Origin of the sequence: Dactylosporangium sp. CA-139114, from assembly GCF_050955725.1 — a bacterium.
Lineage (GTDB): Bacteria > Actinomycetota > Actinomycetes > Mycobacteriales > Micromonosporaceae > Dactylosporangium.
Genome location: NZ_CP192080.1, coordinates 1,218,454 through 1,236,534, shown reverse-complemented (window position 1 = coordinate 1,236,534; position 18,081 = coordinate 1,218,454). Strand labels below are relative to the sequence as shown.

General features: G+C 72.4%; 18 protein-coding genes and 1 pseudogene. 10 read left to right on the top strand and 9 right to left on the bottom strand.

The window, feature by feature from the left end; all coding sequences use genetic code 11:
* Positions 1-52: 52 nt before the first annotated feature.
* Positions 53-712 (top strand): DUF6882 domain-containing protein, encoded by a 660-nt coding sequence (locus tag ACQP2P_RS05610; protein WP_433613868.1) that lies wholly within the window; start codon positions 53-55, stop codon positions 710-712.
* Between the two features lie 112 nt (positions 713-824).
* Here ACQP2P_RS05610 and ACQP2P_RS05605 read toward each other — a convergent pair whose 3' ends face one another.
* The 4 genes from ACQP2P_RS05605 to ACQP2P_RS05590 are packed head-to-tail and all read right to left on the bottom strand — an operon-like array spanning position 825 to position 3,183.
* A complete protein-coding gene (locus ACQP2P_RS05605; RefSeq protein ID WP_433613867.1) occupies positions 825-959 on the bottom strand; it encodes a hypothetical protein in 135 nt (44 codons plus the stop codon).
* Positions 956-1,855, bottom strand: a complete 900-nt coding sequence (locus ACQP2P_RS05600; protein ID WP_433613866.1) for a hypothetical protein — start codon at positions 1,853-1,855, stop codon at positions 956-958. The genes ACQP2P_RS05605 and ACQP2P_RS05600 overlap by 4 nt, the downstream gene beginning before the upstream one ends.
* Positions 1,856-2,170, bottom strand: a complete 315-nt coding sequence (locus ACQP2P_RS05595) for a PadR family transcriptional regulator (protein WP_433613865.1) — start codon at positions 2,168-2,170, stop codon at positions 1,856-1,858.
* Positions 2,171-2,202: 32 nt separating this feature from the next.
* Positions 2,203-3,183 carry a pentapeptide repeat-containing protein gene (locus ACQP2P_RS05590; protein ID WP_433613864.1) on the bottom strand — a complete coding sequence of 327 codons (981 nt, stop codon included), beginning with the start codon at positions 3,181-3,183 and terminating at the stop codon, positions 2,203-2,205.
* 788 nt (positions 3,184-3,971) lie between these two features.
* On the opposite strand from ACQP2P_RS05590, the gene ACQP2P_RS05585 reads away from it, so the two are divergent.
* Together ACQP2P_RS05585 and ACQP2P_RS05580 are read left to right on the top strand one after the other, a co-directional pair.
* The gene (locus ACQP2P_RS05585; protein WP_433613863.1) at positions 3,972-4,676 is read left to right on the top strand and encodes a DsbA family oxidoreductase; all 705 of its coding nucleotides are present in this window, start codon (positions 3,972-3,974) and stop codon (positions 4,674-4,676) included.
* 164 nt (positions 4,677-4,840) lie between these two features.
* The gene (locus ACQP2P_RS05580) at positions 4,841-5,317 is read left to right on the top strand and encodes a GNAT family N-acetyltransferase (RefSeq protein ID WP_433613862.1); all 477 of its coding nucleotides are present in this window, start codon (positions 4,841-4,843) and stop codon (positions 5,315-5,317) included.
* Positions 5,318-5,888: 571 nt separating this feature from the next.
* Here the strand turns inward: ACQP2P_RS05580 and ACQP2P_RS05575 are convergent.
* The gene (locus ACQP2P_RS05575) at positions 5,889-6,413 is read right to left on the bottom strand and encodes a hypothetical protein (protein WP_433613861.1); all 525 of its coding nucleotides are present in this window, start codon (positions 6,411-6,413) and stop codon (positions 5,889-5,891) included.
* A 166-nt stretch (positions 6,414-6,579) separates the two neighbouring features.
* Here ACQP2P_RS05575 and ACQP2P_RS05570 point away from each other — a divergent pair, with 166 nt between their 5' ends.
* The 4 genes from ACQP2P_RS05570 (at position 6,580) to ACQP2P_RS05555 (ending at position 10,121) form a co-directional block, all read left to right on the top strand.
* On the top strand, positions 6,580-7,959 hold the full coding sequence (locus ACQP2P_RS05570; RefSeq protein ID WP_433613860.1) for a ferredoxin reductase family protein: 1,380 nt from the start codon (positions 6,580-6,582) through the stop codon (positions 7,957-7,959).
* Positions 7,960-7,974: 15 nt separating this feature from the next.
* Positions 7,975-8,580, top strand: a complete 606-nt coding sequence (locus ACQP2P_RS05565; RefSeq protein WP_433613859.1) for an FMN-binding protein — start codon at positions 7,975-7,977, stop codon at positions 8,578-8,580.
* 506 nt (positions 8,581-9,086) lie between these two features.
* Positions 9,087-9,338: a hypothetical protein gene (locus ACQP2P_RS05560; RefSeq protein WP_433613858.1), complete on the top strand. Its 252-nt coding sequence runs from the start codon at positions 9,087-9,089 to the stop codon at positions 9,336-9,338.
* 9 nt (positions 9,339-9,347) lie between these two features.
* Positions 9,348-10,121 carry an FAD:protein FMN transferase gene (locus ACQP2P_RS05555; RefSeq protein WP_433613857.1) on the top strand — a complete coding sequence of 258 codons (774 nt, stop codon included), beginning with the start codon at positions 9,348-9,350 and terminating at the stop codon, positions 10,119-10,121.
* Positions 10,122-10,280: 159 nt separating this feature from the next.
* On the opposite strand, the gene ACQP2P_RS05550 is transcribed toward ACQP2P_RS05555, so the two are convergent.
* From ACQP2P_RS05550 to ACQP2P_RS05540, 3 genes are all read right to left on the bottom strand, one after another.
* Positions 10,281-10,640: a DUF1801 domain-containing protein gene (locus ACQP2P_RS05550; RefSeq protein ID WP_433613856.1), complete on the bottom strand. Its 360-nt coding sequence runs from the start codon at positions 10,638-10,640 to the stop codon at positions 10,281-10,283.
* A 67-nt stretch (positions 10,641-10,707) separates the two neighbouring features.
* Positions 10,708-12,291, bottom strand: coding sequence for a serine/threonine-protein kinase (locus tag ACQP2P_RS05545; protein WP_433613855.1), 1,584 nt, complete (start codon positions 12,289-12,291; stop codon positions 10,708-10,710).
* A 90-nt stretch (positions 12,292-12,381) separates the two neighbouring features.
* Positions 12,382-12,876 carry an N-acetyltransferase family protein gene (locus ACQP2P_RS05540; RefSeq protein WP_433613854.1) on the bottom strand — a complete coding sequence of 165 codons (495 nt, stop codon included), beginning with the start codon at positions 12,874-12,876 and terminating at the stop codon, positions 12,382-12,384.
* Between the two features lie 7 nt (positions 12,877-12,883).
* Between ACQP2P_RS05540 and ACQP2P_RS05535 the strand changes: the two genes are divergently transcribed.
* Together ACQP2P_RS05535 and ACQP2P_RS05530 are read left to right on the top strand one after the other, a co-directional pair.
* Positions 12,884-13,633 (top strand): M50 family metallopeptidase, encoded by a 750-nt coding sequence (locus ACQP2P_RS05535; protein WP_433613853.1) that lies wholly within the window; start codon positions 12,884-12,886, stop codon positions 13,631-13,633.
* A gap of 124 nt (positions 13,634-13,757) precedes the next feature.
* Entirely contained in the window at positions 13,758-14,399 is a 642-nt protein-coding gene (locus ACQP2P_RS05530; RefSeq protein ID WP_433613852.1) for a hypothetical protein, read from the top strand.
* A 528-nt stretch (positions 14,400-14,927) separates the two neighbouring features.
* On the opposite strand, the pseudogene ACQP2P_RS05525 reads toward ACQP2P_RS05530, so the two are convergent.
* A pseudogene (locus tag ACQP2P_RS05525) lies at positions 14,928-15,341 on the bottom strand (EAL domain-containing protein); the annotation flags it as partial.
* A gap of 813 nt (positions 15,342-16,154) precedes the next feature.
* On the opposite strand from ACQP2P_RS05525, the gene ACQP2P_RS05520 reads away from it, so the two are divergent.
* Positions 16,155-18,005, top strand: a complete 1,851-nt coding sequence (locus ACQP2P_RS05520; RefSeq protein WP_433613851.1) for a hypothetical protein — start codon at positions 16,155-16,157, stop codon at positions 18,003-18,005.
* Positions 18,006-18,081 lie beyond the last annotated feature (76 nt).

The following is an 18,081-nucleotide window of genomic DNA, read 5'->3' as shown; positions in this document are numbered from 1 at the left end:
GCGCGCCCGCGCTCGCCGGGCGGGGCCCGCGAGCGGCTGGCAGACTGGCCGGATGCCGACCTTCGAGCAGCTCTTCGCCCAGCACGTCGCGACCGGGATGGCCCACCAGCTGGCCCTGGCCGACCTCATCGGCGAACGCGACTGGCAGCTGGACCTGTCCACGGGCCAGGCGACCTTCGGCACCGACCTGCGCTACGACATCCAGCTGCTGGGCAGCGAGAGCCACAGCGACGAGACATGGCTGTGGGCCTGGGCCAACGAGGCGAGCAACATCCCGCCGGACCTGCTGCGGCTGAGCACGTGGCTGCGGGAGTACGGCGCCGGCGAGCAGGTCCCCGAGTTCGTGACCCCCGGCTTCCCCCTCGCCCGGGCCGACGGCCACCGCCTGGCCCTCGTGGCGGGCAGCCTCACCGGCCGCCCGTACTACCGGGGCCCCTACGACGGCGGCGCCGTCTTCTTCCACCTGGAGGGCACCCCGGCGCAACTGTCGGCCCCGGTGCGCCCGGAGCGGGCCCTGACCGTCCTGCAGCAGGTGATCTCGGCCTTCCCCCTGGACCACCGCACGACGGCGAGATCCTTCTTCGAGCAGCAGAGCTGGCGCGTCGACGAGGCCGCGGACTCGATGATCGTCCAGCACCCGGAGGGCACCACGATCCGCGTGTCCTTCGACGACCTGGGCCGCATCAGCAAGATCGAGGGCACGCTCAGCTGAACGGGACCAGCGCCGAAACGTTGAAGAGACCGGCATCCACGGGGGAAGACGCCGGTCTCACTATGCATCATAGTTGCCGCGGCACCGACCCGCCACCGCAGAAGCGCTCGACTCAGCGGCCGCTCAGCAGGAGGCTCGCGGCGAGCGCGGTCAGGACCGCGACGACAAGGATCAGCAGGGCCAGGCGCAGGGCACGGCGCAGGGCACGGCGCAGGGCACGGCGGCGGTCCGGTGCCATGAGGCTCACGCGTCCCGTGCCGGGGCAGCCGCTGGGGACACGCGGCGCATCACGGAACCGGCCAGCGCGGCGGCCGCCCAGCCGACCATCGCGATGATCAGCGTCGTCACCGCGAGGTGGACGATGTTGTTGCCGAGGCGGTCGGAGACCGTGCCGCGGATCGTGAAGCCGCCGTCCTCGTCCGGTGGTCCGCCGCCGCCGAGGATGGCGACGGCGACGGTGGCGTACAGCAGCTGGAGCAGCCCGCCGCTCAGGGCGGCCAGCCGGGCGATACGCCGCCCCGTCGCCGGATCGCGGCGCCACAGGGTGCCGGCGACGCCGATGACAGCGGGCACGGCGAACACGATCATCCCCCGCTCCCAGCCGATCGGGACGAAGGTGACCTGGTCGGCGGCGGTGAACCCGGACAGGCCCAGCACCGCCAGGGTCGCGAAGACGCCGCCCAGCACGCCGGGCAGTGCGACGCCGGGGCGGCGCAGCAGGGCGCTGGCGCCGAGCAGGTAGCCGACGCAGGTGAGGCCGACGACCGCGAGTGCGATCCAGTCTCCGGTTCCCAGCCCGTAGTCGACGAGCAGGACCGCGTGGATGGCGAGGCTGGCCGCGGCGACGCCGATCGTGGCCCAGAGCGCGGCGGCGGCCCGGCCCCAGGGCGGCATGATCAGGGCGGCGCCGGCGCAGCCGAGCGCGAAGCGCAGCCGCCGCCACCAGCCGTCCAGCGCGCCGAGCTCGCCGAGCATGGCCCGGCCCCATTCCGCCCGCTGCGGCGACAGCAGGCCGGCCGCCCAGTTCAGCAGCCGCTGCGGCGCGTCCTCGTCCGGGCCGTCCAGGAAGCGGCGCGGGTCGCGGCGGTAGAGGGCGATCGCCACGGCGACCGGGGTCACCAGGAACACGATGAAGTACGGCATCTACGCCTCACTCAGGCGACGGCGGGGACGGGCGATGCTGCGGTCGCGCTGCTCGGCGGTCAGGGCGGCCACGAACTCGCGGCCGGCGCCGGTCAGGCGGTAGAGGTGCCGGGGCGGACGACTGCCGACGCTCGGCTCCCAGGACGTCTCCAGCAGGCCACGGTCGGCCAGCCGGACGAGGATCGGGTAGAGCGAGCCCGACTTGAGGTGCACCTCGGAGGCGAGGTCGTAGCCGTAACGCCACCGGGCCGGTTCGGCGGCCAGCGCCCGCAGAACGTCGACCGTCTGCGGCGACGGGGGGCGGTTACGCTGCACGGACGTTAACTCTACTCATGTAGCCGTAGCGGTCAAGGCCGGAAGACGGCGTCCTGCGGCGGCTCGGCGTCGAACACCGCCTCGCCCAGGAACGTCGCGTGACCCCACGGCCCGCCCAGCGAGAACGACGCGCGCTTGAAGGCGCTGCCCGCGAACCGGGTCGTGCCGTGGAACTGGGCGCCGCTGAAGTCCGCGTACTCGGCCGAGCACCCGCTCAGATCCAGGTCCACCAGCGTCGCCGCGCACAGGTTCACGATCAGGCCCGGCCAGCGGCGCAGACGGTCGACCAGGAGGCGCTGGGTGTCCCGGCGGCCCTCGTCGGTCAGGGACGGCGACCGCAACAGGGCGCACAGGGCCGTGACGATCGACTGGCGCAGCTCGGGGCGCTCGGAGCGCAGGTCCGCCGAGGGGTCCCGCACCACCTCGCCGCCGGCTTCGGGCGCCGTCCAGCCGAGCGGGAAGACCGCGGTGCCCGCCGTGCCGTCGCCGGTCCAGTGCGCGCCGGTCAGGTCGGCGGCCGGGTGGTCCAGGTGGAAGCGCCCGCCGAGCGCGGCCCCGGCGAAGGAGACCGCGCCACCGAAGCGGGCGTTGTAGAACCAGGCCGGCCCGGCGAGGCGCGCGCCCGCGAACGTCACGTCCCCCGCGAACACGGCGCCGTCGCCGCCCTCCTGCCAGTCCTGGTAGTCCTCGACCAGCACCGCGACCGGCCAGCCGGGGTCGGGGCCGTCCAAAGCCTCGTCCCACGGCGGCGGCACCAGGCCGGTCTCCCAGCGCTCGTCGTCCTCCCACCACGTCTCGGTACCGCGGCCGAACCACGCCTCGTCGGCGAACTCGGCCCCGGCGAAGTCGGCGCGGCCACGGAACCGCGCACGGCCGAACCCGGCCGGTCCGGTGAACCGCGCACCGGCGAAGGAGACGTCACCGACGAACTCGGCACGCTGGAAGCTGACCGATCCGTCGAACGTCCTGCCGGAGAAGTCGGCATCGACCAGGCGCTGCCCCGAGAAGTCCATCACGGCAGCCTAGGCCAGGCCCAGCCACGCCCCGGGCGGCGCCGAGCGGCGACCTCCGGCGCGACGAGCACCCACGGCCACCGCCGCGCCCGGCCGGTCCGTCGAGGACGACTTCGCGGAACCGGCTTCCGAGCGGGCCGACATTGGGCTCAGCGCTGGACTTCAATGCGTTCTCGCGGCTTGCTTGCCCCGTCCTCGTTCTCGTTCTCGCTGCGCGTTCCTTTCTCCACCCTCGTCCTTGCTGCGAGCTACGCCCGGCTTGACCCGCGCTGCCGGCCACAGCACTCCGCCGACCGCCACCACCCGCACCCGCGCGTGTTCTCGACCCCGGGTGCCGGGCTCGGGCTCGCACCCGACCCATGCACCCCGTACCGCGCGTGTTCCCGACCCCGGACGCCGGGGCCCGGGCTCGCACCCCACCCGTGCACCCCATACCGCGCGTGTTCCCGACCCCGGACGCCGGGGCCCGGGCTCGCACCCCACCCGTGCACCCCATACCGCGCGTGTTCCCGACCCCGGACGCCGGGGCCCGGGCTCGCACCCCACCCATGCACCCCATACCGCGCGCCCAGAACCCGCACCCCGCACTGCGCAACCCCGCACCGCGCACCGCACACCGAGCACCGAGCACCGAGCACCGAGCACCGAGCACCGAGCACCGATGCTTGACGAAAAGTCGGGCGCTTCGCTAGCCCGACTTTTCGGACATTTCATGAAATTGTGCGACTCGACTTCGGCCGCGGCGTGAGTATTGTTGAAGCGTCAACGAGCTTGTGAGGAGCGCGCCCATGATCCAGATTGAGGTCTGGTCCGACATCGTCTGCCCGTGGTGCTACATCGGCAAGCGGCGGCTGGAGCGCGCGCTCGCGAACCACCCCGGCGAGGTCTCCGTCGAGTGGCGCAGCTTCCAGCTCGACCCGTCGACCCCGAGCGGCGACCCGCGCACGGTCGGCGAGTCCCTGGCCGCGCGCAAGGGCCTGTCGCCGAGCCAGGTCAAGGGCATGTTCGCGCACGTGACGGCGATCGCGGCGGAGGAGGGCCTCGCGTACGACTTCGACCGCGCCCGCACCGCCAACACCCTCGACGCGCACCGCCTGCTGCACTTCGCCAAGGCGAACGGCCGCCAGGGCGAACTGAAGGAGCGTCTGCTGCGGGCGTACTTCACCGAAGGCGCCGACGTCGGCGACCACACGGTCCTGGCGTCCCTCGCGGCCGAGACCGGCCTCGACGAGGTCGCGGCGAAGCAGGCCCTGACGGACGGCTCCTACGCCGAGGACGTCGAGGCGGATATCGCGCAGGCCCGGGAGTACGGGATCAGCGGGGTTCCGTTCTTCGTCTTCAACCAGCGCCTGGGCGTCTCGGGAGCCCAGCCGCTCGAGGTCTTCGAGCAGGCCCTGGCCCAGTCCTCGCTGACCGTCCTGCGCGCCCCGTCCGGCTCCTCGTCCTCGGCGACGGCCTCGGGCGAGTGCACGGACGACTCCTGCGCGATCTGAGGCCGGAACTCGGGCGAATGCCCGCACGATCCGAGGGCCGGACGGCGAGGGCCGCAAAGTCTAGACCGTCCGGCCCCACAGTCAAGCGGTGGCCGCAGCGCCGTGAACATGAGTGACTACTTTCCGGCAAGCACACCGCGGCCGTCCGGTTCTACTCTGCACTCATGACCGCTGATGTACTGCACAGCTACCGCCAGCAGGTCGCCCGAGGCGTGCGCCGGCTCGCGACGGACGACACCGACCAGGTGGCCCGGCTGCTGGAAAGTGACGGTCATCCGCAGGCCGACACCAACCTCGCCGAGCGGCTCCAGCGCTGGTGCGAGCACCCGGACGGGGCCGCGTTCGTGTGGGACGAGCGGGGCCGCCTGCTGGGGGTCATCGCCGCGCACATCATCCCGTCCTTCGAGGTCGACGGCGCCTGGCTGCGCATCGTCGCCCTGGCCGTGGCCGAATCGGCGCGCGGGCGCGGGATCGGCACCAGCCTGGTCGCGGCGGCGGAGACCTTCGGCCTGATGCGGGGCTGCTCGAGCGTGGAGGCGACGAGCCTGCGCACGCGCGAGGGCGCGCACGCCTTCTACCGGGCGCTGGGGTACCAGGACCGCACCGACGCCGCCGGCCGCTTCCAGCGCCGCCTGCCCTGACGATTCCGGCCCGCCTCGCCGCGGTCATGCGTAGGCCGGCCCGACGGCACCGTTCCCGGCGCGACCACGGCCGCGTCCAGCACCGCGCGCCCTGACGGCCGAGCTATTCGGTGGGCACCGTTCCCGGCGCGACCACGGCCGCGTCCGGCACCGCGTGCCCTGACGGCCGAGCCGGTCCGGGGCACCGTTGCGGGCGCCGCGCGCCTCCGGCGCGGTCGACATCGAGGCTGCGAGGTGGCGGCGCCGGGCCGGACGCACCTCGTCCGGGCGCCGGGGTGGGCGCACCTATCGCGGTGTCGCCGAAAATTCGGTCACCGTCGATGCGCATTGCCGCTCCGGCACCGCACCGATTGCCGCCCCGAGGCGACCCCGCCGCACTCCTTGCGGCGACCCGCCGCCCCGGCCGGAGCCCTTCCCGCCACGACCGCACCGATGGCCATTCCCCCACCACCGTCATACCCGGAAATACGCGAATATTTCCGGATCTAGCGGGTCACGAGGTCCGTCCGGTCTCGACCAATAAAGTCCCATATGTGAGTTCGTGCAGGCGGAGCGAAAGAAGATCGCCCGCTCAGCCCGCCAAACGGGTGCCGAGCGCCGCCGCGACCTTCACGAGACCGTCCTCCGCCCCGGCCGGCAGCTCGCCCCCGCCGAGGTTCACCACCGACAGCACGACGATCAGATTGCTCACCCGCATGCTGATCACCTGGGGCGACCCGATCGCCTGCGTACGCTGCCGGATCGCCTGATCCCCAACCCCGTCGAGCCTCTCGGTGTCCCCGCCCGCGACCGCGGTGAGATAGCGCGACGCCAGCTGCGGGCCACCGACGGTGCCGTGCTTGGTGACGAGGGTGTACCCCACGTTGACCTGCACGCTCCCGTCCGACACGGTGCAGTTGTCGCCGTCGGCCTCGACCTTCGCCGCGGTGACCACGGGCGCGAAGACCGACGGGTCGAGCACCCCGCAGCCCGGCACCGAGCTGAAGCGGCCCGCCTCGGCGAAGAGGCCCAGTGAGTACGCGATCCCGAGCCCGGTCACGGCCACCGCCGCGACCACAGCCGCCGAGACCAGGACAATTCGCCGGAGCCTGCGCATCGTCGCAGTCTACGGATCCAAAACTGTCGTACCCCCGTGCGAGCATGTCCCGCACAGGCACCCCCTGTGCACAACCTGAAGTCCCGATTAAGCCCGTGGCCGAGCAGGCCAGGGCCCTGGTATCACGATGGCAGTGGAACCGCATGCACCGTACGCAGAGACAACGATGACCGTCCCGAGACAGCGCCCGGCCGGCGCGCTCGCCGCCCCCGCGGCGAGGCCCGTCGAGCACAACAACGCCGGACGGTTCCTCCTGCGCACCCTCTTCTGGGGCGGCCTCGCGCTCGCGGTGCTGCCCTGGTGGCTCGGCACGAAGACCGGCTCGGTCGGCACGAGCGCCCAGGTCTTCCAGGCCGCCGGGCGGGTGACCGGACTGATCGCGGGCTATCTGCTGCTCATGCAGGTGATCCTCATGAGCCGTCTCGCGTTCCTGGAGCGCTGGATCGGCGCTCGGCACCTGGGGCTGTGGCACCGCGAGCTCGGCGGCTCGGTCCTGGTCATGATCCTGGCGCACGCGGCGCTGATCACGGTCGGCTACTCCTACGCCGACGACGTCGGGTTCACCAGCGAGCTGGGCACGCTCCTGAGTGAGTACTCGGACATGATCACCGCGTTCATCGCGACCGGCATGCTCGTGTGCATCGGGCTGCTGAGCATTCGGGGACTGCGGCGCGCCCTGCCCTACGAACTGTGGTACTTCCTGCACCTCAGCGCCTACCTGGCGCTGCTGCTCGGCTTCGCGCACCAGTTCTCCAACGGCCAGGAGCTCTTCCGGCCGGGCCTCGGGCGCACGGTGTGGATCGGGTTCTACGTCGTCACCATCGCCGCCGTGGTCCTCGGCCGCGTCGTCGGGCCGCTCTGGCTCAACCTGCGCCACCGCCTGCGCGTCGCCGACGTGGTCACCGAGGGCCCGGACATGGTGTCGATCTACATCACCGGCTCCCGGCTGCACGACCTCGACGCCCAGGCCGGCCAGTTCTTCCGCTGGCGGTTCCTCAGCCGCGGGCTGTGGTGGCAGGCGCACCCGTTCTCGCTCTCGGCCGCGCCCAACGGTCGCTGGCTGCGGCTCACCGTGAAGACCGTCGGCGACCACACCTCCCGGATGCGGGAGATGGCCCCGGGCACCCGGATCTTCGTCGAGGGCCCGTGGGGCGACTTCACCGCCAGCCGCCGCGTGAAGCAGCGCGCCCTGCTGATCGCGGCCGGCAGCGGCATCGGCCCGATCCGCGCGCTGCTGGAGGAGCTCCCGCCCGGCGCGATCGTCATCTACCGCGCGAGCGCCGTGCACGACCTGCACCTGCGCCACGAGCTCGAGCACCTGTCGGAGCTGCGCCACGCCCAGCTGTGGTTCGTGGTCGGCGACCGCCGGGACCCCGGCCCCCGGCGCCTCTTCACCCCGGCGGGCATGCGAGACCTGGTCCCGGACATTGCCGAGCGCGACGTGTACCTGTGCGGCCCCGACGGCCTGATCCAGCAGTCCCTGCAGGTCCTGCGCCGGCTTCGGGTCCCCCGCCGCCAGGTCCACCTGGACCCCTTCGAGTTCTGAGGAGTTGGACCGCACATGCGACGCGCCTTGATGGCCCTGATGGGCACCGCGGCGGGCACCGTCCTGCTCGTCGGCGCCAAGGCGGGATTCAGCAGCCCCGCGAGCGACCAGGCGATGCAGCCCCAGGCGGGCAAGAGCCCGATCCCCGGCGCCGACGTCTCCGCCGCCCCGGCCGGCGCGCCGTCCACGGGCGCGGACCCGCAGGGCAACCCGGCCCCGGGCACGACCCCGACGCCCGGCACGAAGACCGCGACGACCCAGCCCGCTGGCACGAAGACGACGACCGCCCCGGCCTCGAAGCCGACGACGACGGCCGCCAAGCCCCCGCGCACCACGATGAAGGACGGGACCTTCAACGGGAACCCGATCTACGTCGAATACGGCAACGTCGAGCTGAGCATCGTGGTCTCCGGCGGCAAGATCACCGACGTCAAGGTCCTCGACTCCCCGAGCGAGCACTCCCGCTCGGTCCAGATCAACAACTCGGCCCTGCCGAAGCTGCGCGCCGAGGCCCTGGCCGCCCAGAGCGCCAACATCGACACCGTCTCCGGCGCCACGTACACGAGCAACGGCTACAAGCTCTCCCTCCAGTCCGCCATCGACCGCGCGTTCCAGGCCTGACCAGCCCGATGCCACCACCGCCGACCGCGGGGAGACTCGTGCGGCCCACGAAAAGTCGGGCGCTCCGCGCCACGACTTTTCGGACTTATCCCCCGCCGCCGGATAAGCCGCGGATGTCCCATTCGCAGCCGACGGGCTTCGGCGACTTCGAGATCCGGCCGGCCGACCCCCGCGCAGCGGATAGCACCCCGCTCCACGAAGGACGATGCGGCGCGCGGGAGACGAGGACGCGGCGCACGAGAAAAGTGCAGCGCACGACAGGACGGCGGCACCACGTGAAGGACGGCGACGCGGCGCATGAGCGACGGCGACGCCTGCATCAAGGACGCCGCGGGTGGCAGACCGCGGCACCGGGTGGCGACAGACCATGGGGCGCGCGGGGGACGAGGATGCGGCCCACGAGAAGATGCGGCGCACGACAGGACGGCGGCACCACGTGGAGGACGGCGACATCCCCATCAAGGACGCCGCGCGCGGCAGACCGCGCCACCACGTGAAGGACGGCGATGCGGCGCACGAGCGGCGGCGGCATCCGCATCAAGGAGGCCGCGTGGCAGACTGCGGCACCAGGTGGTGACAGGCGATGGGCGTGCGGCGAACGGCGATGCGGCGCATGGAGGATGGCGACGCCGATGCGGCGCATGAAGGATGGCGACGCCGATGCGGCGGATGCGTGGGAGCCGGGCGGAATCGAACAGAATCGAGCCGAGCGGGCCGAATGCGGTGAGCTGGGGTATGACGAACGGCATGACGGGTAGGGCGCGACAATGACGCACAGCCTGGTGCGGGTCGAGCACGTCATGGGCATGGCGATCAGCCTCGACCTGGACGACGACCTGCCCGTGCACGAGCTGGAACGCCTCGCCGACGGGGTGTTCGGGTGGCTGCGGCAGGTGGACGAGATCTTCAGCACGTACCAGGCCGAGAGCGAGATCAGCCGCCTCGCGCGCGGGGAGATCCGCCGGGAGCAGTGCTCGCCGCTCGTCGGCGAGGTCCTCGACCGGTGTGCGGAGCTCTGGGACGAGACCGACGGCTACTTCGACGTGAGCGCGGGCGGGGTGCTCGACCCCTCCGGGTACGTCAAGGGCTGGGCCGTCCAGCGCGCCTGCGACCGGCTGCTCGAGGAGGGCTCGGCCAACCACTGCCTCAACGCCGGCGGGGACATCTTCGTGCGCGGGGCGCCCCGCGGGCGGGAGCGGTGGCGGGTGGGCGTGCGCCACCCGTGGGAGCCGCTGGCCGTCGCCTGGGTGCTGGAGGTGACCGACACCGCGGTGGCGACGTCCGGCACGTACGAGCGGGGGCTCCACGTCCTCAACCCGTTCACCGGCGCCCCGGCGAGCGAGCTGCGCTCGGTCACCGTGGTCGGGCCGGAGCTGGGCACCGCCGACGCGTACGCGACGGCTGCCCTGGCCATGGGCCTGCCCGGCATCGACTGGCTGGCGGCCCTCGCCGGGCACGAGAGCGCCGTGGTCACCGAGGACGGCCGGGCCCTGCGCTCCAAAGGCCTCCACGTGGCCCCACCGAGGCTCACTGCCCCCTGACGAACCGCCCCTGACGAACCGCCCTGACGACCCGTCCTCAAGGCGCGAACCGGATGAGCTCGCGGCCCGGAAGTCCCGCCGCGTAAGCGAGCAGCCGTAGCGGCGCGACAGCTGACGGCCACCGACGGCCGGGGAATGCACCAGACCCGGGCGGCGGAGTCAGGCGACGGCCAGGTCCAGGTATTCGATCAGGTGCTCGTGCGTCGGGGCGCTGTCGTCCGGCTTGAAACTGAGGTACCGCACCCGCTTCCCGGTCCCCTCCAGCAGCCCGTGCGGATCAGGCAGGTCCGCACCGTGCTCGAAGCCGACGGTGACGGAGTCGGCCCGGGGAAAGACCGCCGCGACATACCCCCGCGACGGATGGTGGAAGCCCAGCCCGTGCCAGCCGCGATATACGCGCTCGGTCAGCTCCGGGCGGGCGCTCAGGATCACCTCGCGCAGGTGCCGGGTCAGCGCGCCGATGCTGGCGCAGTGCTCGCCGAGCAGTTCTTCGAGTCCCTCCGGACCATCCCCCGTCATACCCCACACCTCACCACAGGGGTACGACATTTTCCGGCCCGTTTTCCTGCCAAGCGGGACGACCGGTCTACCAGTCGAACTCCACGCCGCGGACCTCGCCGTCCGGCAGCAGGGCCCGGTTCGTGTAGACCCAGTGCTGCACGACCACGTACCGGTGCCCCCGCGGCAGGTGCGCCTCGAACGGGCCGCAGTCGTGGTTGGGCGCGAAGTCGGTGAACATCACGCCGTTGCACTCGTGCGGGCCGTCGGCGGTGCGGCCCGAGGCGAGGTCGAGAATCGACATGCTGATGTCGGCCTGGACGCCGGGGATGCTCTGCATGTGCCCGACGGCGCGGACGCGGTCGGCGGCCAGGGCGTGACAGGGCTTGCCGAGGGCCGGGTGGCCGATGTCCCACGTGTACTGCTGGCCGCACACGTACGGCCCGAAGGCATCGGAGCCCTCGACCTGCGCGCCCGGCTCCAGGGACGCCGCGGCGCTCTTGTCGCCGGCTCGCGACGAGCCCGCGCCGCGGCTGGCAGCGGCGGCGGCTCCGGCACTGCGCGCCGCGGCGGACGGGGGCGCCGCGGGGGCCGGAGTCGCGCGCACGCCGTCGGCGGTGTCGGTGGAGTGGTCGCGATGGAGGTACTGCCAGGCGGGGACGGCGATGAGGGCGAGCAGGATCAGTACCGCTGCCAGAAATGCGGACCGGGAACGGGTCGGCGCCGGGCGCTGCGCGGGCAGGGGCGGCTGGATCGTGGTGAGGCGCTCCTCCACCGACTGCGGCGGCAGCGGGGGCACGTCGGCGGTGCGGCGGGCCACGGCGCGCAGGGTCGCGGCGAGCTCACGGGCGGTCGGGCGCCGGCTGGGGCGCTTGTCCATGCACTCCTGCACGACCTGCCACACGGCGTCGGGCATGCCGGGCACGCGCCGCGGGGACTCGTCGACGTGGCGGCGCAGGATGGCCCACGCGGGGCCGCCGGCGTAGGTGGGGCGGCCCGTCGTGAGCTCGAAGAGCACGACGCCGAGCGCGTAGATGTCGGCGGCCGGGGCCGGACGCCCGCCGTAGACCGCCTCCGGCGCGACGTAGTTGGCGGTGCCGACGAGCGCGCCCGGGGTCGTCATGCTCGGGGTGTCGAGGACCCGGGCGATGCCGAAGTCGGTGAGCCGGCAGTGCAGCTCGCCGTCGACGCGGTCGAGCAGGATGTTGTCCGGCTTGAGGTCGCGGTGCACGACGCCGCGGCGGTGCGCGGCGCAGAGCGCCTCGGCGACCTGGGCCAGCAGCGTCGCGGCCTCGGACGGGGCCAGGGTGCCCCGCTCGTGCAGGTAGTCGCGCAGGCTGCCACCCTCGACGAGGTCCATGACCAGGCCGAGCGAGGTGCCCACGGTGACCAGGTCGCGGACCCGCACGATGTGCGGGTGGCGGAGCATGAGCAGGATCGCACGCTCCTGCACGAACCGGTTGACGGCCTTCGGCTCGGACATGAGGTCCTCGCGCAGCAGCTTGACGGCGACCTGCTCGTCGCCGTCCAGGGCGCGGGCCCGCCACACGGTGCCGGTCCCGCCGCCGCCGATGGGCTCGACCAGCTCGTACGCGTCACCGATCCGATAACCGGTCAGGTCACCGCTGTGGTGACCTTCCGTGTCGTAGCGCGCTTCGGGCGGAGTACGCATCGGGGTATTCGTACAGAATGCTGGATGCAGGTCACAAGCTGTACCAGGAAGTAGGCCCCCCAAGGGGGACCCGATGGCGGTTGCACACCATCACAACTGCCGATACATGATATGAAAGTCGACCAGCCCGTGCTTCGTGCTCTGGAAGCCGTCGGGGATCGTGCCCACGATGATGAACCCGAGTGAGCGCCACAGCCGCACGGCGACCGTGTTCGTCGAGACGACCGCGTTGAACTGCATCGCGGCGTAGCCGAGCTCGCGGGCCCGGTCGAGGCAGTGCTCGCCGAGGGTGCGCCCGAGCCCGCGGCCACGGGCCCGGGACGAGACCATGAAGCTCGCGTTGGCCACGTGCGCGCCGAGGCGGCCCTTGTTCGGCCCCACCTTGTAGGTCCCGAGCACCTCGCCGTCCTCGACCGCGACCCACTGCTCCCACGGCGGCGCGAGCAGCCAGTGCCCGCGCGCGTCGGCCTCGGTCGAGGCGGGGTCGTTGTCGTAGCTCTCGCCGGCCGCGACCACCTCGTGCCACACGTTCCACACACCCGGCCAGTCGGTGTCCGCAAAGCGCCTGATCTCCACGCTGTTCATTCAACACGTGAGATGGCAGGCTCTGCACGTGGTGGATGCTGCCTTCGACGTGTTGCACGACGCCCTCGGCCGCCAAGCGTCCCCGCCGCGCGAGGTGGTCATCGCGACCGCCGTGGCCGCTCTGCTGGCGGTGCTGCTGCGGCCGGTCTGGAAGGTCATGCGCAACTTCGTGACCATCGCGCACGAGGGCGGCCACGCGCTCGCCGCGGTGCTCAGCGGCCGCCGCCTGTCGGGCATCCGCCTGCATTCGGACACCTCGGGCCTGACCCTGTCCCGCGGCCGCCCCAACGGCCCCGGCATGGTCATCACCGGCCTGGCCGGCTACGTCACGCCGTCGCTGCTGGGCCTGGCCGCCGCCGCGCTCCTCGGCGCCGGCCGGATCACGATCCTGCTCTGGCTGCTGCTGGTCCTGCTCGTGCTCATGCTGATCATGATCCGCAACTTCTACGGCGTGATCTCGGTGGTCGCCGCCGGCGCGATCATCTTCGGGGTGTCGTGGTTCGCCGACGCGAAGATCCAGGGCGCCTTCGCCTACGCGTTCGCCTGGTTCATGCTGCTCGGCGGCGTGCGGGCGGTCTTCGAGCTGCAGCAGTCGCGGTTCCGCCGGCAGGCGCCGAACTCCGACGCCGACCAGATCGCGCGGCTCACCCGGGTGCCCGCGATCGTCTACGTCAGCTTCTTCGTGATCGTCGTGCTCGCCTGCCTGGCCTTCGGCGTGCGGCTCATGCTCGGCCCGGTCGAGAACCTCCTGGGCTGACGGTTCTCGATCTCACATAGCGTCACTGATCACTGCCCCACCGTCCGAACAGGGTGGGCATCCTTGCGCGGATCCATTAGAATGTATGTACGAAAGACGCTCTTGACCTGGGAGGAGAGCGCCAGTGACCGCGCCCGAAACCTCGACCGGATCCGTCCCCTACGCCACCCTGCTCAACTTCACCCGCTACGTCGGGCGGACCGGCCCGCGCAAGGCGAGCTTCGTCGGCGGCCTGCGCCGGCAGCGCGAGTCGGGGCACGGCTTCAACCCGCACGGCCAGCTCGTGAAGGCCCTGAAGGCGGACATCCAGTTCCGGACCGGCGGCACCTACCTCAACGCCGTCGTCGACCAGGTCAACGCCCGCTGGAAGCCGCTCTACGAGTCGGTGGTCCCCGGCGCCCTGCGCTACCTCGAGTCCATCCCGACACCGGTCGAGGTGACGCCGACGCGCGACGCGCTGTGCATGATCGGGACGCTCCCGGTGAAGATCAACCCGCACTTCGGCCTGCGCTATCCCGACGGGCGCGGCGAGGCGGTGCGGCTGCACTTCGACGAGGACCCGCCGCAGGACGAGGCCGCCGTGGCGACGCTGCACCTGATGGGGCGGCACATGGACCTGGTGCTGCCGAACGCGGCGCCGGTGCTGGTGGACCTGCGGCGCGGAGACGTGCTGCGGCCCGGCAACGGGGTGAAGGTCGACGAGGTGGAGCGGTGGCTGGCCGGAGAGGCGGCGGCATTCTCGGCGATGTGGGGTGCGGTTGCCTGAGCAACGTTGATCTTTTCTCCCGGGGCCGGGAGCAGTGTGTCTCTTGGCCCCGCGGCTGAGCAGTGGGCGCGGCCCGTCGGACCGTTGCGGTTCTCCGCGGGAAATGGAGAAGCACAAAAGCGTCCCTGCTCGGGTCCGCGTCACTTGCTGACCGTCGCTCCCGCCAGGAATCCCGACGTCCGTCGTGCCAAGACCGCAGCCGAGTGCTCGGCTCCCTGAAGACTTTACTCGCCCCCAAAGTGCGGAAGCGGGCGCGATGCGCCATCCCCCCGGTGATCGCGCTCGCTTCCGCATGAACCAACGGCGGCGCGCACAAGGCCGGAATCTCGAAAACCATGGCATCCCGAAGGCTTTACCCGCCCCCAAAATGCGGAAGCGGGCGCGATCCGCCATCCCCCCGGTGATCGCGCTCGCTTCCGCATGAACCAACGGCGGCGCGCACAGGGCTGGGATCTCCGACGGGGGCCGCGGGCGGGAGAAGCGGAAGCCCTGGGCCAGCCGGTAGGCGAGCTCCAGCAGCCTCGCCGCCCGCTCGGGGGTCTTGCACGCCCTCGCCACCCCACCAAGGCGCAGGGCCTGGGCGATCTCGCTGATCGACGTCGCGTTCGCCTCCTGCCCCACCGTGCCCGTGACGCCGTCGAGGATGGACTTGTCGACCTTCCGCACGTCGACCGGGCAGATGCGCAGCAGGCCCAGCGACGAGTGCCCCGTGCCGAAGTCGTCCAGGGCGATCCTCACGCCAAGCGCTTGCAGCACCCGCACGGCGTCCAGGGCGCGGCCGCCACCGAGGACCCCGGTCTCGGTGATCTCGATGTTGCCGAAGACCGCGGACTCGGTGATCTCGACGTTCAGGCGGGACGGCTCCAGGCCGGCCTCGCGCAGGGTGGACTCGACCGTGGCGACGAACGCCGGCTCGAGCAACTGGCGAGCCGAGTCGTTCACGCTGATCTTGGCCGGGGCGGCGGCGCCGAGCAGCGCGATCCAGGCAGCGCGATCCAGGCAGCGCGATCCAGGCAGCGCGATCCAGGCAGCACGGTCCAGGCAGCACGGTCCAGGCAGCGCGGCCCAGGCAGCACGATCCAGTCGGCGGCCTGGCGGCAGGCCTGACCCAGAGGCTCACCTCGGCCCGCGCGGCGAACAACCAGGCCACGAGCGCAGCAGCCGCCGATCCAGCGCGATCCCCGCCCGAACGGCCCCCGCCGACCGCGCGAGCGCACGGCCGAAGAGATGCCACCGCGCCAAGAATCCCCCGGATCCGGCGCCGGGATGAGCCGCCCGGGATAAGGCTTTCGCAACCTTTATCGGTCCAGTCCCAAATGACCAGATCCCCAGATACCGCAAGGCAAGTTCATGATCAGTACGTAGTCGAGCGGTCACACATAGACGCCCGCCGGTGCTAGGTTGACCGCATCGCGCGTCCGCGCCTTTGCGCACCGTAGCGGGCTCGCAGCGAGAGAAAGGGAGGCCATGACGGAGGGCCGGCACCACAGGCGTCGCGGCGACGACGACCTCACGGCCGACGGGATCTACGTCCCGCCCCCGCGCGAGACGCCCGCCCCCGCCCCCTCACCGTGGGCTCCCACGGCGTCGACGCAACCCCCGCCGCCCGAGCGACCCCGACGGCAACCCCCGCCGCCCCCCAGCGACGCACCATCGCCGGCGTGGGTCGCGCGCCCCTCCCCCTGGGCGCCGGCCGACGACGGCGACGCGTACTCCGACGACCACCCCGCGGAGTACGAGGAGGAAGGACCGTATGTGCCGGTGGAGGACGACCCCCCGCCTCCACCGGCACATACGGCCCGGCCCCGCCGCGACGAATGGCTGCCGCCGCTCTACCCCCAGGAGTGGCCGCCCGCCCCCGCCCACGAGGAGCACCGGGCTCAACGGCCCCTCCTGCCCCCGCCACAGCCGCCGGCACCGTCCGAGCCGCCCCCGGGCACGAAGCTGTGGGTGGCCGTGGGCGTCGTGATCGTCGCGCTGGCCGTGGCCGCCGGGGTCGCGGTCGGGCTCAACCTCGCCTCGCGCAGCAACGCCGAGCACGCCGGCGGCGGGGCCGGCGCGGCGGGTGCGACCTGCGGCGGCCGGGAGGTGCTGCGCACCACCGTCACTCCCGGGCTCGCCCCCGTCGTCGAGCAGGCCGCGGCCGACATCGGCGCCAACCAGCAGGGCGGCTGCAAGCTGGTCGCCGTCACCGCCACCGACACCTACGCCGGCGGCGAGGCCTGGGTCCCGGCGAGCGCGGGCTGGGCCCGGCTGGTCAAGTTCGACTACGCCCCCGAGCCCGTCTCGCTGGCCCGCACCCCGGTCGTCGTCGCCGCCCCCAGGTCCTACGCCGAGTCGCTGGGCTGGCCGGACAAGCAGCCGACGTGGGCCGCGCTGGGCGCCGCGCTCAACAACGGCCAGGGCCCGAAGCTCAGCATGGGCAGCCCGCTGCGCGACACCGCGGGGCTGCTCGCCGCGATGGAGATCCAGAGCGCGATGGCCCGCACCACGACCGACCCCGGCATCGCCCAGATGCGGGCGCTGTCGGTGCGGGCGCGGCTCGCCGACGCCGAGGCCGAGCCGGCCAAGCTGCTGGAGAAGCTGGCGCAGCAGAGCGACTCGGCGCGGGCCCTGCGCGACGTGGGCCTGTTCACGCTCACCGAGCAGGACTTCTGGCGCTATCAGCAGACCCGGCACCCGGTGGCGATGGCCGCGCTGTATCCGGCCGACGCCATCGCCGAGGCCGACTTCCCGCTGCTGATGACCCCGAAGGCGGCCAGCGACGGGGAGCTCAAGGCGCTCGCGAGCCGGCTGGCCGAACGCATGCACGCCAAGGACTTCGCCGAGCAGCTCACCAGCCGCGGGCTGCGGCCGGCCGGCGACGCGGCGCCGAGCGGCGACGGGCTCACGGCGAAGTACCAGGCGGCGATCGGGCTGCCGGACAACGTGGCCGAGTGGGCCGCGACCTGGGCGCAGTACAAGCGGCTGGCCTACCACACCCTGCTGCTCGTGGACGCGTCCGCCTCGATGAACGACCAGGTGCACGACCGGGCCGGCAACGTGACCACCAAGGCGGGGCTGCTGCGCTCGGCCGGAGTCCAGGCGGCCCAGCTCTTCGGCGACGAGACCAGCCTCGGCGTGTGGATGTTCGCCTCGCCCGGGGCCGAGGCGCCGCCGTTCACCGTGGCGCTGCCGTTCGGCCCGATGGCCGACGCGGTCGGCGACGTTCCCCGGCGCGAGGCGATGCGCAAGGTGGCGGAGCAGTACACGGCCTTGCCGAAGGCGGGGACCCCGTTGTTCGAGACGGTGCTGCGCGGGGTGGGTGACCTGAAGGACCGCTTCGCCTCCGACGCCGTCAACCTCGTCGTGGTGCTCACCGACGGCCGCGACCAGGACTCGCGATTCTCCATGCCGAAGGAGCAGTTCCTGAGCAGGCTCACGGGGCTGCGCGACCCCGGGCGGCCGGTGATGGTCTTCGCGATCGGCTACGGCGGCGACGCCGACATGACCGTGCTGCGAGAGATGTCGCAGCTGACCGGGGGGCAGGCGGTCGCCTCGAACGACCCCGGCGACCTCGCCAGCGCCATGGCCAAAATCTTTCTCGCAGCCCACACGCCCAGATAGGTGCATCTGCCGCAATCCGGGTAGACAGGCGGAGCCCTCGACCGGGGCGATGCCATGTGTGTACGCGATTGGGGTG

Excerpts from the sequence above, each read along its gene's own strand:
- ACQP2P_RS05610 (WP_433613868.1), top strand. The coding sequence starts at position 53 with ATGCCGACCTTCGAGCAGCTCTTCGCCCAGCACGTCGCGACCGGGATG.
- ACQP2P_RS05540 (WP_433613854.1), bottom strand. The coding sequence starts at position 12,876 with ATGAACAGCGTGGAGATCAGGCGCTTTGCGGACACCGACTGGCCGGGT.
- ACQP2P_RS05560 (WP_433613858.1), top strand. The coding sequence starts at position 9,087 with ATGCGGCGCACGAGCGGCGGCGGCATCCGCATCAAGGAGGCCGCGTGG.
- ACQP2P_RS05565 (WP_433613859.1), top strand. The coding sequence starts at position 7,975 with ATGCGACGCGCCTTGATGGCCCTGATGGGCACCGCGGCGGGCACCGTC.
- ACQP2P_RS05575 (WP_433613861.1), bottom strand. The coding sequence starts at position 6,413 with ATGCGCAGGCTCCGGCGAATTGTCCTGGTCTCGGCGGCTGTGGTCGCG.
- ACQP2P_RS05555 (WP_433613857.1), top strand. The coding sequence starts at position 9,348 with ATGACGCACAGCCTGGTGCGGGTCGAGCACGTCATGGGCATGGCGATC.
- ACQP2P_RS05585 (WP_433613863.1), top strand. The coding sequence starts at position 3,972 with ATGATCCAGATTGAGGTCTGGTCCGACATCGTCTGCCCGTGGTGCTAC.
- ACQP2P_RS05550 (WP_433613856.1), bottom strand. The coding sequence starts at position 10,640 with ATGACGGGGGATGGTCCGGAGGGACTCGAAGAACTGCTCGGCGAGCAC.
- ACQP2P_RS05600 (WP_433613866.1), bottom strand. The coding sequence starts at position 1,855 with ATGCCGTACTTCATCGTGTTCCTGGTGACCCCGGTCGCCGTGGCGATC.
- ACQP2P_RS05570 (WP_433613860.1), top strand. The coding sequence starts at position 6,580 with ATGACCGTCCCGAGACAGCGCCCGGCCGGCGCGCTCGCCGCCCCCGCG.
- ACQP2P_RS05580 (WP_433613862.1), top strand. The coding sequence starts at position 4,841 with ATGACCGCTGATGTACTGCACAGCTACCGCCAGCAGGTCGCCCGAGGC.
- ACQP2P_RS05545 (WP_433613855.1), bottom strand. The coding sequence starts at position 12,291 with ATGCGTACTCCGCCCGAAGCGCGCTACGACACGGAAGGTCACCACAGC.
- ACQP2P_RS05590 (WP_433613864.1), bottom strand. The coding sequence starts at position 3,183 with ATGGACTTCTCGGGGCAGCGCCTGGTCGATGCCGACTTCTCCGGCAGG.